The organism is Pseudaeromonas sp. HNCC25DJ180 (genome assembly GCF_055413345.1).
The window spans coordinates 43,906-58,783 of record NZ_JBVAYF010000013.1 but is presented as its reverse complement, the minus strand read 5'-3'; the positions used below and the strand labels follow the sequence as shown (position 1 = coordinate 58,783).

Below are 14,878 nucleotides of genomic sequence, written 5' to 3'. Positions count from 1 at the left end.
TCAGTGCTTCTAAAACAAACGAGCGCCCCTTTGTGGGCGCTCTTCTTTTATGTGCGTAATGTAACCGCATGGTGGTGTGGATGGATTAAGGTTGCTGGTAGCGATCTATGATCTTCTGCAGGCTACCATCTTGTTGCATGGCCTGGAGCGCTTGATCCAGTTGCTGTTGTAACTCAGTCAGCTCGGGACGTAGTTTCAGGCAGAGCGGGGCATTGCTCAGTTGGGGGCCTAGGACAAATGCCTTGTCATTCAGCCCTTGTTGCTGCCGCAGATGCTGAAACAACCACTCATCCATGGCCATGGCATCGATGCGATGTTTAAGCAGCAACTGCAGCATATCCTCCGGATGAGAAAACTCCTTATGCTGCAATCTGCCCTGTGCGAATGCGGGATCTAACATGGGGTAGTAGTAACCCATCTCACTCCCTATGCGCAGTCCGCGCCATTCACTCAGCGGCTGTTTGGGGTGCAAATGCTTGGCCGAAAAATAGAGATACTCTTTGACGTGCAGGTAGCTTTGCGTGAATAGGGGGGCATGGTGCTGAAACGGCGGATTCCACAGCGGTGAGTCGGCGAAGTTAATATCGAGCTGACCTTGGTCAAATAGTTGGTTAAGGCGCCGCGCCGGGTAGAGGGATAACGAGATCTCCCGCCCGGTGCGTCTGGCTAGCTCCTGCATCACCTCTACGGCTATGCCGACAGGTTGTTGCTGGGCATTCTGATAGGCAAAGGGGCGCCAGGGGGCCGTGCCTACTCGCAGCGGTTCGGCCGGTAGCGGGTTACATAGCAGTGTAGTAGCCAAGCTGAGGCTAACAAGCCATAGATTCATATAGGGGATCCTTGATCTGATAACAACCTAATCCGGCTCTTATCGCTGCTCTAACAGAGTATGGCTCATGACTTCGACGTGTGCTTTGGCAAGAGATTGAGCTTATCCGCTTTTACTCAAAGTGAAATAGCTGGATATATGCCGGAATGCCCATCATTTTATCTTGAAATTTTCCATGCAAGTCTGGTTACACGCTCTGGGCTCTGGCTTACCATAGCGGAAAATTTTCGCACGGATGAGCTTCATGGCTAGGCTGAAGAAGGAGTTGGGGTTGTTGCAGGGCATGGGATTATTGGCTACCTCCCTGCTGGGTACCGGGATTTTTGTGGTACCGGCCTCGGCCGCCAGCCTGGCCGGGGCGAGTTCCCTGTGGGCTTGGGTGTTGTTGCTGGCGCTGGTGTTGCCCATCGCCTTTACCTTCGCACGTCTCGGCCGACGTTATCCTCACGCCGGTGGCGCGCCTCATCTGATCGGTCTGGCCTTTGGTGCCCGCGCCGAGCGCTTTACCGCCTTCATGTTCTTGGCCGTGTTGCCTGTGGGCTTGCCTGCGGCGTTAAATATGGCGGCGGGTTTCTGGCATGCCCTGTTTGTGATGGAGGCGGGGAGCTTGTGGGCGGTGCAGGCTGGCACCTTGCTTGGGGTCTTGTTGCTAGGCATGCGCGGGGCGCGCTCCTCTGGCAACTTGCAACTGCTGATTGCCCTGGCCATAGTCGGGTTAACCCTGCTCATCTGGTGGCAAGGCCATATCAGTTGGCACGAGGGTTGGGTGCCCCTGCCGAGCGTGACCGAACTGCCGCCCCTGGCCAGTGCTCTGGCTGTGATGTTCTGGTGTTTCGTCGGGCTGGAAGCCTTCGCCCATATGGGGGAGGAGTTCAAGAACCCCAGGCGGGATTACCCCTTGGCGCTACTGTTTGGGCTTCTGCTGGCCGGCTGCATCTACTGGGCTCATTCGGTAGCGGTCTTAAAGTTTGGCCTGTATGGCACCCCGGCCAAGAATGGCAGCGCCATTCCGAGCCTGTTGGCTCTGCTGTTTGGCCCATCGGCCAAGATAGCCGCCGCCGTGTTGGGTTATCTCTCCTGCTTTGCCAGTATCAATATCTATCTTCAGGGCTTTGCCCGTCTCATCTGGAGCATGGCGGAGGAGGGTAAACTACCCAAGCCGTTGGCCAAACGCTCGGCTCGCGGGGCACCGGTGCGCGCTTTACTCTGTGTGGTCGGCGTCAGTTTGCTGGCTACTAGCCTCAGCCTGTGGGCCGGGCTCTCTCTGGATCAATTGATCCGTTATGCCAACGGTAACTTCGTGCTGGTCTATCTGCTGAGCATGCTAGCCGGCTGGCGTCTGCTGCCAGGGGTTGGCCGTTATCTGGCGGGGGTGAGCAGCCTGCTCTGTCTGGTGGTACTCCTCGCCCTGGCTGAGCAAGCCCTCTATGCCCTGCTGCTGGGGACGGGTTACCTGCTGTTGGCTGCGCTCTCCTGCTATCGGCAACGGCGGCAGGCCGATGTGCTAACGGGTTGAATTGGCTGGAGTGTGAGAGGTAAGTGGTTCTGCTGAAAAATAAATCACTAAAGTAGGCTCAAGCCCGGCCGATACAGTAAGTGGACAGGAGGGTGTCTATATGAATGTGACCGGTTCAACTGCAAGCTATGGTCAGGAGGCGATGATTGCCTCCCTGAGCAAGAAACAACAGGAAGCTCAAGGCAAGGCCGCGTTGGAGTTGTTGCAAGGGGCGGTGCAATCCGTTCAGAGCACAACACCATCGTCCTCTGCCTCTGGTAGCCTGGGCAGTAATATCGACATCCACGTCTAACGGAAGCCCGATGGCCTACTCCTGATGAACGTGTGAGTCGCTAAAAGGGAGGCATTATGCCTCCCTTTTCCCTATCTCGTTGTTGCTGGCAGCAACTTACTCCTTGCCGTAGACGTTATTCTCCTGCTCATGGACCCGGATGAAGGTGGTGCGCTTGGTCAACTCCTTGAGGGTGCTGGCCCCTACATAGGTGCAGGTGGATCGCACGCCGCCCAAGATGTCCCGCACCGTCTGTTCGACTGGACCGCGGAAGGGGAGTTCGACTGTCTTGCCCTCCGAGGCGCGATATTCGGCCACACCGCCCGCATGTTTGGCCATGGCCGAGGCTGAGCTCATGCCGTAGAACTGCATGAAGGTTTTGCCGTTGCGTTCGATCAGGGTGCCACCACTCTCATCATGGGCGGCGAGCATGCCGCCGAGCATGACAAAGTCGGCGCCGCCACCGAAGGCCTTGGCGACATCCCCTGGGCCGGTGCAGCCGCCGTCACCTATGATCTGGCCCCCCAGGCCATGGGCGGCATCGGCACACTCTATGATGGCCGAGAGCTGCGGATAGCCAACCCCTGTCTTGACCCGCGTGGTGCAGACCGAGCCTGGGCCTATGCCCACCTTGACCATGTCAGCTCCCGAGAGGATCAGCTCCTCTACCATCTCGCCTGTGACCACGTTGCCGGCACAGATCACATGCTGAGGAAAGCTTTCCCGCATCTTTTTGACGAAGCTGACAAAATGCTCGGCGTAGCCATTGGCCACGTCGACACAGATGAAACGCAGCTGGCTGGAGAGAGCCAGTATGGCCTTCACCTTCTCATAGTCGGTGGATGAGGTTCCGCTAGAGACCATGACGTGGCGTAAGACGCGCTCATCCTGTTGGGCGACGAAGTTTTGCCACTGCTCGACCGTGTAGTGTTTATGTATGGCCGTCATCATCTCGAAACCGGCCAGCACTTGCGCCATGGAAAAGGTTCCTACTGTATCCATATTGGCGGCTATGATCGGCACCCCGCTCCAGCGACACTGGGCGTGGCGGAAGCTGAACTCCCGCTCCAATTGTACTTGTGAGCGACTGTTCAGCGTGGAGCGCTTGGGGCGAAAGAGCACGTCCTTGAACCCGAGTTTCAAGTCTTCTTCGATACGCATGGCGTGTTCCTTTTCAATTGAACCAAAATGGCAGGCACAAAAAAACCGGAGGGGGTGGAGCCCTCCGGTTTTCAACATTCTAGCCCGATCCTCCCTGAGGACAAGCGGGATAAATCACATCTTTTCCCTATTTTGGCGGGCATTTCCCGAGCATTGTCCTCATCAGGGAAGGATGAAGCTGTGGGCCAGTGTGAGTTCCCCCGCTTTGCGCAGCGGAACCTGAACGCTCTGCTGTTGCTCATCGACTTCACCCTCGTTGGTGACCACAGTGATCTGGGCTGTGGTGATGATGCTTGCCTCCTCCTCGCTACTGCCAAAGTAGTTGACGTAGACCAGGTAGGGGCCAGGTTCCGGGGCGGGCGAGGAGAAGATCTCCGGGCCATAGCCAGTGGTCACATCCACATCCAGGGCGCCGCCACTCTCCAGCACCCGGTTACCGTAGTAGAGGTGCTCGCCCTTGGGGGTGATTACATGCAGATCCAGATCCGTATTGTCACTGTCCCAGGCGAGCAGGACCCGCAGCTTGGGGCGTTGCTGACCGCTCTGCACATCGTAGAACTGGACCCGTTTGCGTTGACTGCCATCCGGAGAGCGCAGCTCTACGCTGTTGCTACCCGCGGTAAAGGCGTAGGGGCGGGAGAAGCTGCCATCCTCTTCGATGCGTTGGGGCATGGCGATGCCGTTGACCACCAGGGTATAGGGCTTGGGGGGCGAGGCCGTCGTGGTGGCTGCCGCCGCTGAAGCGGCGTTCTTCGCCTGGCGGCTGGCTTTGGGTGTCAGTTTGATATGGCCGCGGATCAGGCTCTCCTTGCCCTGCTCTGGCGCGCTGTTCACCGAATTGGCCGGGTAGTGAACCTGCTGCAGGTAACCGTTGTGCTCAGCATCCCCCTTGCCACCGCGCCAGCCCCCCTGAGGGTTATCCAGCTCGATCTCGCCGGCTTGAGCCAGGAAGGAGAGGCTGCTGAGCAGCAGTAGAGCCAGCGGAGTGGCTTGTGACATCCTTTTCATTCTTCACCTCGTACTATTCTTCGCCGCGAACCAGGCTACGCGCCAACTGTTCGATATAGGTTTCGTCTTCGCCACTGGGGTGGTGGGCAAAGGCCAGATGCAGGTATTCGTGGGTCAGGGCGATGCGCCCCTCCTGATTGGGGCTCGGGCGCACATAGATGCGCTGCTGTTGCTTGTCGGCATAGGGACGCCCCTGCTTGAGCAGGCAGAGTGTTGGCGTGACGGGCTCAAAGCCAGGCTCCTGTTGCAGGCGTTTACGCCATAGGCTCTGGTTATGCTGCAACCAGAATTGGCTCGAGGTCAGGGGCTGGCAGGCGGTGGCACTACGGCTGCCAGCCAGTTGCAGGTGGCTCTGCGGGTAGGCCCGGGCCAGGATAGCGACAAAATCGAGCCCCTCCTGCTGCCACGCTACGGCTTGCTGCCAACTGAGCCGATTGGGCGCCGATTTTTGCGAGTGATAGCGCACCGCCACATCGCTCAGTGCCAGCCCGGCCGTGGCGCGTGCGGCCTCTTGGGCCAGACGTGAGGGGGGCTGGGGCGAGACCCGCTGATAGCGAGAGCTGTCGGCCAGCTGCAGGCAACTGCCCTGATGGCTGGCCTCCTGCAGCAGATAGCTTCGGGCCGCCACGGCCAGGGCGCGCGCCGCTTGGCGCTGTTGGGCCTCTCCCTCCCTGTCTACGACTCGAGCCACATACTCATCCTGGTTTAGCCGCCCCCAGATCGTCGGCGGCTGGCCTGAGGCCTGCTCCAGCCAGAAGGTGGCCCCTGTGGCCTGCCACTCCAACTGGTTCCCCTTGGCGAAGGTGAGGCGATAGTGCCCCTGCAATGGCCCGGGCTTGACTGCCTGGCTACTCTCCATCTGACCCCCTTCCCACTGCTCTATGCGTTGCAGGGGATAGCGGGCAAAGAAGTGCACTTGTACGCACTCTTGGTTGTTAGGGGCGGGCTCTTGCTGCAGCCGTGCGGCCAGACGGGGTGCCAAGCGGGTGATGACCTGACTACTGCTGCCTTGACCGGCAAACCAGAGCGGGGTGCCATTATCGCTCCACCCGGCTCCGCCGCCCATAGTGGCACGGGTCGGGAGCGGCATGGTAAAGCTCTTGATGCGCAGCAGGGTGCCGAGCTCACCGACTCCGCCCTTGCCGCGCCCCTGCAGCAGCACTTCACTCAAGGTGTTGCCCGCTATCTGGCGGATCTTTGGGGGTATGGCGGCTAGCGCCTGTAGCAGCTCGGCAACTCGCACTGTGCGAGCTTCGTTCAGCTGTGCCAGGGGATAGAGCCAGCCTGGTGCCTGCACTCCTTGCCAGTAGTTCTGCCACGCTCCTGGGGGGATCCCCAGCCGCTTAGGGGCAAAGTAGAGGCCACAGGAGCGGATGAGGGCCTGCTCTCTGTCAATGCTCTCGCCGGGATCGCAGCAGTAGACCTCCTCGCGCTCCTTGCCTTCACAGCGCAGGGGGGGCTCCTTGGCTTGGGTGGCCGTCAGGTAGCTGTAGACGAAGAGCTTCCATAGGCTGCCCAGCGGTGTCTGCAACTGCTCGGGGAGCGGCTGGCTGCTGGACCACTGGCTGCCTTGCCAATACCTGGGCTGACTTTCATGGCTCGATACATTGGTGACGCGCTCTGCTGTTCCCAGTACCAACTGATCTGTGATGGCTGCCCCCCGCTCTCCTGACTCGGCAGCCAGCACGCTCCCGCCCCATAGGGGCAGGAGCAGCAGTAACCGCCGGGCAAGGTGAGCGCCGGTATGCATCTTATTCCACGCGCCAATGGCTGGGCTGGCCCTGATCCGTCATCGCCTTGGCTCCGGGCTGATACATGCGGAAGTAACGGCTGGCGGGGAGGTTGAACTCGCCGCGCTCGGCAAAGCGCAGCAGTTGGCGCACCACCTTGGGCTCCTTCAGCTCAGGGATGGGCACTTGATAGGAGAGATCGCCTTCGTTGTACTCATCGTGGGCAAAGCTCAGAGGCTCGGCATTACCGCCCAGATTGCTGATGTTGACTCCCCAGGTGGAGGGCTCAACACTGGCGCCAGGGGGAAGCGGCACCTCCAGCAAACCAAAACGCAGCGGTTGTGACTCGCTTGGGGTGAGGGTGATCTCATCCACATAGAGCCCATTGCTCAGGATCGTCTCATCATGGGCCACCGGTTTGGCATCGAAGCCCTTGCCATCGTCCAGGGGCTCCAGGCGATAGAGTTTGCGCTCTAGCGTCACAGGGAGCGTCGGTTGTTCATCCTGGCCGCTTTGGTAACTCAGCTCGGCATTGAGGCTCTGTGCTTCGGCTCCCGGAATCGTCAGCTGGGTCGGTAGCCCCTTGCCGCGCCAGCGCCAGATCTGCTGGCCGCTGGCCAGCGTCTTGGCCTTCCAGGCGCCGCTGGGACGCAAGGTGCTGACTGAGCTCATGCTGGGCTTGGCTTCTGCCTCGAGCAGGGTGAGGATGATGGCTCGCTCCAGGGTGGGGCTCTGGGGGGTGATCTGAGCCAGCAGTTGCTCCAGACTCAGAGCCGGATTGCCCATCCCCTGCTGACGCAGCAGGCTCTGCAGCAGCGGATCCTGGCTCTGTTGCAGGCTGGGCAGTTGGCTAATGAGCAAGCTGCGCAGGGGCTCAGGCTGCGGGCTCTTGTGGCCCAGATGCAGGCTGCTGCTAAGCAGTAGTGCCGCACTCAAGCCTTGGGGGCTATTGGGGGCGCTCATCACCAGACTGTCACTTGCTGTCTGCGGATTAGCCTCCGGCGAAAACACAGCCTTGGTTGCCGGTGCGGCTTCCTGTGCTGTGGCTGCCTCCTCGGCGACCGGTTGTTCGACCTCGGCCGTGGTGACCACAGCGGTGTCGGCCGAAGTCGAGTCGCTCTGGGCTGCTTCCAGCGCTTTACCCAACTCGCTATCGGCACCTTGCAACAGGGTCTCAATGGGAAGTCCCATCTTGTCCATCCACCAGAGGGCCAGCATGCGGTGCAGCACGGGTGCCTCGGTGGCATATTGTTGGTAGAGGCCGAGCAGTGCATCGCCTTGCCCTTCGGGCAGGTTGAGCCCCAGGGCGCGGCTGGTGCGCCAGTCGGCATAGTAGGCGTAGCTGCTCAGCAGCAGGGAGCCCTGGCTCTGGTTGCCCCACCAGCCGAAGCTGCCATCTATGCCGGCCATCTGCACCAGGCGCAGCCTGTGATTGAGCAGCTCGCCTCGCACCTGCTCCTTGATCTCGGGCTCGCTCAGCAGGCCATAGGCCAGGCTCAAGGGGATGAGGTGGCTGGCCGTCTGCTCCAGACAACCATAGGGGTAGGCGATGAGCTCATCCATGATCCGCAGGAAGGCGCTGCGCCCTTCCGGTTGCAGGGTCAGGGTGAGCTGGCTGGCATCGGGGGGCAGTGTCAGGGTGGCGCTGCCGCCGCTGACGCTCAGGCTCTGTTGACGCAGGCCGGGCCAGGCCAGGGGCAGCAGATCTAACTGGCTGACTTGGCTATCCAGTACACCCTGATTGGATTGTAAGCGGGTAGTGACTTCCCCCCCTTGCAGCTCATTCAAGGGCAGGCTCAGGTAGTTGGCGCCCGGTTTTAGCGTCAGGCTCTGCTCCTGGGGGGCGACCGCGCCCTCCAGTGTCACCTTGGCCTCCTCCGCCTTCGCTGCCGCTTGGTGGTTGAAAGCCACCAACTCGACTTGGGGCTTATCCCCATGGCGGAAGCGTGTTGGTCCGGTCCACTTCACATAGAAGGGTTTATCCGAGAGCAGATGGCTCTGGGCCTGGCCGACGACGCCATCGGCTGTCATGGCGCGTACCGTGATGCGCCAGCGCGTCAGGGAGTCGGGCATGATGAAGCTCAGTTTGGCATTGCCTTGGGCGTCACTCTGCAGGTTCGGGAACCAGGCGGCCGTATCTTTCTCATCGCGGCGAGGACGTTCGAGCATCTTGACCCCTCGCTCGTTGAAGCGGCGCCCGTTACCTCCCTGAGCCTGATAGGGCAGGGACATGTCATAGGCGATGAAGTTGATGCTGGAGCTGGTGCGCACGTTATTGCGGCGTGGGTGGTAGAAAAAGTCGTGGATGTTAGGTGCCAACTCGGGTTGCAGCAGGTAGACCATCTCATCCACCACGCTGACGCTGAGGGCGGCCGCCACCGGGCTCTCTCCTACCTGACTCTTGATGCTGATCTCTACTCTGTCACCCGGCTGGTAGCTGGGCTTGTCGCTCTGGAGGGTGAGCGCCACCTGGGGTTGCGCCACTTTCAGGCCGGCATTGCGGAACAGGTACTCTCCCTGTTGGGCATTGAGCACAGAGAAGGTCATGTTGGGGGCATAGGCTTCACTCACCGGGATCGCCACCTGCCATTGGGTCGGCGAGAGTTGCTTGGCCTTGTACCAACTGCCGGTCTGGCTTAGCAGCCCCTGCTGCTCTACCTTGTCCCGCTCCAGGGTGAGCAGGGCTTCGCTGACCGGGCTGGGGAAGGTGATGAGTGCCTGGGCCTCATCACCGGCCTGGTAGCTACGTCTGTCAAAGCGCACCTCAATGGCGCCGGGCGCGGCCTTCATCCCCTCACCTGAGACCCAGTGGTTGGTGGCGGCCAACAGGTTACCCTCGGCATCCAGTAGCGACAGGGTATAGGAGCCGGAGCGGCTCGGGGACAGATCCAGCGAGTTTGCCCCGGCGGCCAGGGTGCCACTTTCGCGGGTGCGATCCTCCAGGCGCAGCAGCTGATACTGGCTCGGCACTGAGTCGATGGCGGCGCTGCTGCTGTTATTGGCTTGAGCTTGCCAGTCGAAGGTGATGCTCTCGCCGGGTGAGCTAAATTGGCGAGCTGAGGTGAGTTGATAGGGGGTCATGCCCCGCTCGATCAGGATCTCGCGGCTGCTCTTGACGCGCCAGGCGGCGCTGTCGTTGGCCAGCAGGGTCAGCACATAGCGGCTGGGCTCTTTGGCGGCGGGCAGTTCGAAGGCCAGGTTGCCAGCCTCATCGCTCTTGAGCTCCTGCTGCTGCAGCTTGACCGGGAATAGGGCGCTGTAGCTCAGATCACCCTCAACCATGCTCAGTTTCTGGGCGCGCAGGCTCAAGGTGACGGCGGCCTGTTTGACCGGATCACCATTGGGATAGCGCAGTTGTAACTGCCCCTTGATGGCTTCCCCCGTCTTGTGACTGGGCTTATCCAGCACCAGTTGAATGTCGAAATGGGGCTTCACATATTCGGCCACCCGGAAGGCGGCACTGTAGTGATCTTCGCCGTGGCTGAAGTGGGCTTCGTAGCCTCCGGCTTGAGCATCTGCGGGCAGGGTGAAGCTCAAGTCGGCACCCTGCGTGGCGCGCCAGGGACTCTTTTGCTTGAGTAGCGGTATGCCGGCCGGGTCTATGATCTCCAGCTCCAGCTCGCTGTCGGCCACGGCCTGGGAGTCCCGGGCGCTGGTGAAGTTACGGCCATAGAACTTCATATTCACCCTATCGCCAGGGCGATACATGGGGCGGTCGGTGAAGGCGTAGATCTTGGTGTTGTAGATCTCACTATCGTAATAGAAGTTCTCGGAGATGGTGAGGCCGCCTTGCGCATCCCGGGCCAGCAGGTAGCTATGTTCCGGGCTTTGGTGCTCAAACAGGGCGATCCCTTGCGCGTCGCTCTGGCGGCTTTGCAGGGTGCCGGTGCCATCGCTCCAGAGAAGCTGGGTGTTAGCCAGTGGCTTGCCGGTTTGGCGATCCACGCTCCAGGCCAGTAGCTGGTGGCCCGCTATCTTGCTGATGACCACACTGTCGGAGACGAAGAGCAGGGTGGTGGCTCTGTGGTCGCCTATGATGGCCTCCACCAGATAGAGGCCCGGGGCCTGCTTGCCCAGGGGAATGAGGACGTTGCCCGGACGGGGGGCCGTGAACTCGCTGCTGCTGCCTTCGAGTTTGACTCCTTTGGGCGGCTCTATGCCCTTGGCTTGCCAGATGGGGTAGCGGAATTGGCTGATGAGCGGCAGGCTCTTGAGGGGGGCGTAGGGAGTGGGCGCCTCATAGCGGGTGGGCAGATCTATGTTGCCACTGGTGCTGAGTTCCGGGGCCTGCTGGGTGGCCAGGGCGCGACTGTCGCTATTGAGCAGGCGCTGCCAGGAGCGGCGGGAGCCCTTGTACCAAGAGTCCCAAAGATAACTCAGGGTATTGGCCACCCCGTCACCCCGGTATGCTCCTGCCACACTGATACGGTGCAGGTTTTTCTGCCCCTTGAGGAAGGCGAGGGGATCATTGATGCGGTAGAGGCGCACATCGGCACCGCCATACTGCTCCAGATAATATTGCTCACGGGCATTGGCCTCCAGGCGCACCTTGGCCTCCTCCTGGCTGCCATAGCTGCTGTTGCTGAGCAGATAGAAGGTGGAGCCGGTCAGCGGCGAGTAGTTACTGCCGGGTACAGGTTGCAGGCTGGGCTGGCTCTGAGCCAACTGTTCGCGCTGCTCATCCGGGGTGGCACTCTCCTCAGCCCAGGCTGAGGAGAGGCAGGCCAGGCCACTTAACGTGACAAGAAGCCCAGCCGAAAGAGTCCGATAAAATTGGGGTTGTTGCCAATGGGTTGCCACCGGGAATCCTTCCATTGAATGAGTTGTTGAACCGTAACCGCACGCAGACCTGGGTCTTGCGGCGTAACCCGGCCTGTGTGATAGGCGATATAGCTGCCCATCCAGACCATGAGATGTTGTTCGTCGCCCTGATCAAAAAAGAGCAGATCGCCAGGTTCGGCCTGGTTCAGATCCTTGCCAATAAACTGGCTATTTTCCTGCACCAGGGCCTGGGCGGTAACAAATGCCTTGCTCTGGCCATCTATATCCCGCCAATTCTGGCGTAGTTGCTGTTGCTCAACGCTGAGTGTGAGGGGCGGCGGTAGTGTCTGCGGATCCAGCCCGCTGGCGCGTTGCCAGCGGGCATCATGTTCACGCAGGCTTTCATCTACCGCAAACCGCACCAGGCCGGCGCAATCCCTGTGTTGCCAGCGCGGCGAAGGGCGACGCACCTGCTCATCGACTATGCGTACCATCCAGGCGCGAAACAGCCGGGACTGCTCGGCGTCCAACTGGAGTTGGGTGGCGGGCTCCAGTCCCTCCAGAGCCCTGGCCGTTGGCGTGAGCAGGGAGCCGAGCAGCAGGCACCCAGCCAACACCCAGCGACTTGGCGTGTAACTCATTTTGCAAACTGGATATCAAGAGGTTCCCAGTGACGGCCGCTGCCCAAAGGCAGGACGCCACCCCCCGGCACCTGACGCAGACTCAGCCGCAGGGGCGGATAGCTGGCCAGGGTTTTCAGGCGCGGGGCCAGATAATTCTTGGCGGCGGCACGAAACAGTGGCTCCTCCTGGCCGGGCAGGGAGGCGTACATCTCCCGCTCCATGAGGGAGGCCAGGTTGGCTGGAGTGAGCGTGGCCACCAGTAGCTCGGGGGCGCTCAGATCATCGGCCAGGGCGGGATAGCGCTTCTCTTGCACCGCCACCGCTTGCTCCACCAGATTGCCATCGGGGGAGAAGAAGAGGTAGGGGCCGCTGACCGCCAGGGTAACGGGGAAGTAACGGGCTGAGCTGAGCTGTGGCTTGAAGGCTTCGTCGCCGGCCAGTTGGCTGCCATAGCGGGCGCTGACCACGCGCTTCCAGTAGTGGCCAGCGGTCAGTGCTTGCTCTTGCACGGGGAAGCGATCGCCCCGCACAAACTCGCTGGCGCCAATGATCTGTGTGAAGAGTTTGCCCAGAATTGGGCTTGCGGCCTCGGCCTGTTGCTCATCTGCAAACCGGGCGACAAACAGCGGTGAGGCGAGGCGTGATTTTTCATACCAGCAGGTGGCGATGGGCCCCTTCAGGTTCTGTAATGCCTGGGGGAGTCCCTGCAGCTTGGGGGCCAACTTGCTGGCCAGAGTCTGGGTGGCACTCCAGTCCAGAGGCAGGCTGGCGCAGGCGGCTGGCGATGTGGGAATGGCCTGCCACAATTGGCTACTGTTCCAAGGCTGCTTGAGGGCTGCGTCATTGAGCAGGGCCTGGCTCGCCCACTGCTTGCCATCGAAATCAAAACGCAGGGCATGGAGGGCAGGGAAGAAGCGTTGGTAGCCAAAGGAGAGGTAGTTGGCTCCCAGCACCAGGCTGTGGCCCTGCTTCAGGGGTTGCAGTTGCAGCCCTTGATAACCCACGCGCTCGCCTTCCGCTTGCAGGGCTTGCTCTAGCCAGTGCAGTTGTGCGGTGAGCAGATGCGGTTCCTGCTCGGATTGCGCCGTCGTTTGTGACTCTTGGATTTCCTCATTGGCGCCCTCGTTGCCAGTGCTCTGATCCACTGCATCTGCTTGTGCTGGCTCCGGTTGAGGAGGCGCCTTGGGGTGGTCAAAGCCCAGCAACATGCCGGGATCGGAGAGCAGCACCAGGCGTTCGCCTTGGGCGGCGAAGATCAGCTGATGCTGATAGCCATAGTGCAGCAGATAGAGGGGGACGCTTTGGCCTGCCACCTTGAGCTCACCTAGCTTGCTCAACTGGCTATCGTCCAGGGCCAGGGTGGCCAGATTTTGCAGCAGACGTGTGGCCAGGTTCTGCTTTAGGGTCAGCATCCAGTATTCCAGCTTGCCGTTGGGGCCGCGCCAGAGGGCCAGCTCAGCCGGGCTAGCCAGCAGTTGCTGGATCAACTGATCGCCAATATTCAGGTCGTGCTCATAGGCCAGGCGGCGCAGGGTGCCAGCCAGGGAGAGGCGCGCCTCCTGCTCTTCGTAGTAGAAGGCAAACTCTTCGGTGAGCGTGGCCTTCAGTAGCGGGACTTTGAGCAGATCCCGGGGCAGTTGTGCCAGGCTCTGGCTCTGGATCAGGGCATCCGGCTCGGAAAAATCGATGGGGATCAGGGTATTAGCCAGGGCAGCCTTGGGTCCTTGATGACTACTGAACCAGTAACGAACACCCAGTACTGTGGCAGCCGAGAGGGTGGTAAGCAGCAATAGGCCGACAAGCAGCCACTTTTGAGTTCTGGTCAATGACGTATCCCCGAGAAGATGGGCTTGCTAGGTAAGCCGCAATACCGCCCCTGGCAGCAAATGGCCTGCAAGGTAGTCGATAGAGGCCAATTGGTCAAATGGAGTCGTCTGAAGATGTGCGTCAGGTGGCGAAAATGGCTGGTAAGAAAGGGGCCAGAGCGGGGTAATGCTTGTCATAGAAGAGATTCGGGCGAGAGAGTATTTCTCGCCAACTCGCCGCCCTTCCGTGGGGGCTCGATGGCGGCTTTCCTACCGCCAACGGTTGGCTCAAAAGGCTATCTCGTCTTCGCTAACTGACTGGCATTAGCCAGAACGGGGGCGAAAAAAAGCCACTCGTTTGGGAGTGGCTCTAAGTCAGTTTAGGGAGTTACGGTTCCCCTGGGGTTAACCGGCCATCTGTACCAGCAGGGTCATGGCGGCGGCCGAGACCAGGAAGGCAAAGCCGTAGCAGAGGTAGTGATGCAAGCGGGTGGTGCGGATGCCGATATCATGCAGACCATGATAGATGCGGTGCATACCATGGCAGATGGGCAGGGCGATCAGGGCCAGCAGGATCGGGGCGCCCCACCAGGAGGTGGCCAGGGCATGGATCTTGTCGTAGCTCAGGGTATCGGCAGGCAGCAGGCCAATCGGCACCAGAATGCCGGTGATCAGCACCACAATCGGGAGCAGCAGGGCGCTGACCACGCCGCCAGCACCAAACAGACCCCAGTAGATGGGTTCATCAGAACGTCGCATGAGTTTCTCCTTAGGCGACCAGCGCTACGATAAGTACCACCAGTGACACCCCACCGAGGGCGATGTACTGGGCCATGATGATGGGCTTGGCAGGGAACAGCTCCTCACCGCGCATGATCCGCATGGCCTTGGGGGCCAGCTCGAACCAGGTCTTGGCATGGAACAGACAAGCAGCCAGCACAGCCAGGTGGAACATAATGGCTAGCGGGTGGGTGAGGGCGGCCAGCCAGCCAGCGAAGGGCACGGGCCCTTGGCTTAAGCGCAGCAGTCCTACCAGCAGGATCACCGCATAGGCGGAGACAAACAGACTGGTACCTTCCCGCACCATGTAGAGGGTGAGGCTACGGCTCTTCAGCCACCATCCCTTCTCGACGGGGCGCACATAGGGTTTACGTTTGCTTTGGGTATCCATGGC

11 protein-coding genes are annotated in these 14,878 nt (G+C 60.6%); 2 read left to right on the top strand and 9 right to left on the bottom strand.

Going from position 1 to position 14,878, the window contains the following annotated elements; all coding sequences use genetic code 11:
* Window positions 1–85: 85 nt before the first annotated feature.
* Window positions 86–829 (bottom strand): substrate-binding periplasmic protein, encoded by a 744-nt coding sequence (locus ACZYTD_RS12980; RefSeq protein WP_463892600.1) that lies wholly within the window; start codon window positions 827–829, stop codon window positions 86–88.
* Window positions 830–1,073: 244 nt separating this feature from the next.
* On the opposite strand from ACZYTD_RS12980, the gene yjeH reads away from it, so the two are divergent.
* Together yjeH and ACZYTD_RS12970 are read left to right on the top strand one after the other, a co-directional pair.
* Window positions 1,074–2,345 carry an L-methionine/branched-chain amino acid transporter gene (gene yjeH, locus ACZYTD_RS12975; protein WP_463892599.1) on the top strand — a complete coding sequence of 424 codons (1,272 nt, stop codon included), beginning with the start codon at window positions 1,074–1,076 and terminating at the stop codon, window positions 2,343–2,345.
* A gap of 100 nt (window positions 2,346–2,445) precedes the next feature.
* Window positions 2,446–2,637 carry a hypothetical protein gene (locus ACZYTD_RS12970; RefSeq protein WP_463892598.1) on the top strand — a complete coding sequence of 64 codons (192 nt, stop codon included), beginning with the start codon at window positions 2,446–2,448 and terminating at the stop codon, window positions 2,635–2,637.
* A gap of 96 nt (window positions 2,638–2,733) precedes the next feature.
* On the opposite strand, the gene ACZYTD_RS12965 is transcribed toward ACZYTD_RS12970, so the two are convergent.
* The 8 genes from ACZYTD_RS12965 to ACZYTD_RS12930 all read right to left on the bottom strand — a co-directional run bounded on the left by ACZYTD_RS12965 (window position 2,734) and on the right by ACZYTD_RS12930 (window position 14,875).
* Window positions 2,734–3,777: a GMP reductase gene (locus tag ACZYTD_RS12965; protein ID WP_463892597.1), complete on the bottom strand. Its 1,044-nt coding sequence runs from the start codon at window positions 3,775–3,777 to the stop codon at window positions 2,734–2,736.
* A 162-nt stretch (window positions 3,778–3,939) separates the two neighbouring features.
* Complete coding sequence (locus ACZYTD_RS12960) at window positions 3,940–4,785, bottom strand: YfaP family protein (RefSeq protein ID WP_463892596.1); 846 nt, start codon at window positions 4,783–4,785, stop codon at window positions 3,940–3,942.
* A gap of 13 nt (window positions 4,786–4,798) precedes the next feature.
* Window positions 4,799–6,535 carry a DUF2300 domain-containing protein gene (locus ACZYTD_RS12955; protein WP_463892595.1) on the bottom strand — a complete coding sequence of 579 codons (1,737 nt, stop codon included), beginning with the start codon at window positions 6,533–6,535 and terminating at the stop codon, window positions 4,799–4,801.
* Between the two features lies 1 nt (window position 6,536).
* Complete coding sequence (locus ACZYTD_RS12950) at window positions 6,537–11,315, bottom strand: alpha-2-macroglobulin family protein (protein WP_463892594.1); 4,779 nt, start codon at window positions 11,313–11,315, stop codon at window positions 6,537–6,539.
* Window positions 11,249–11,917 (bottom strand): DUF1175 domain-containing protein, encoded by a 669-nt coding sequence (locus ACZYTD_RS12945; protein WP_463892592.1) that lies wholly within the window; start codon window positions 11,915–11,917, stop codon window positions 11,249–11,251. Before ACZYTD_RS12945 ends, ACZYTD_RS12950 begins: the two co-directional genes overlap by 67 nt.
* Complete coding sequence (locus tag ACZYTD_RS12940) at window positions 11,914–13,725, bottom strand: DUF2138 family protein (RefSeq protein WP_463892590.1); 1,812 nt, start codon at window positions 13,723–13,725, stop codon at window positions 11,914–11,916. The genes ACZYTD_RS12945 and ACZYTD_RS12940 overlap by 4 nt, the downstream gene beginning before the upstream one ends.
* Before the next feature lie 384 nt (window positions 13,726–14,109).
* Complete coding sequence (gene frdD, locus ACZYTD_RS12935; protein WP_463892589.1) at window positions 14,110–14,463, bottom strand: fumarate reductase subunit FrdD; 354 nt, start codon at window positions 14,461–14,463, stop codon at window positions 14,110–14,112.
* A 10-nt stretch (window positions 14,464–14,473) separates the two neighbouring features.
* Window positions 14,474–14,875, bottom strand: a complete 402-nt coding sequence (locus ACZYTD_RS12930) for a fumarate reductase subunit C (protein WP_463892588.1) — start codon at window positions 14,873–14,875, stop codon at window positions 14,474–14,476.
* Between the last annotated feature and the right edge of the window lie 3 nt (window positions 14,876–14,878).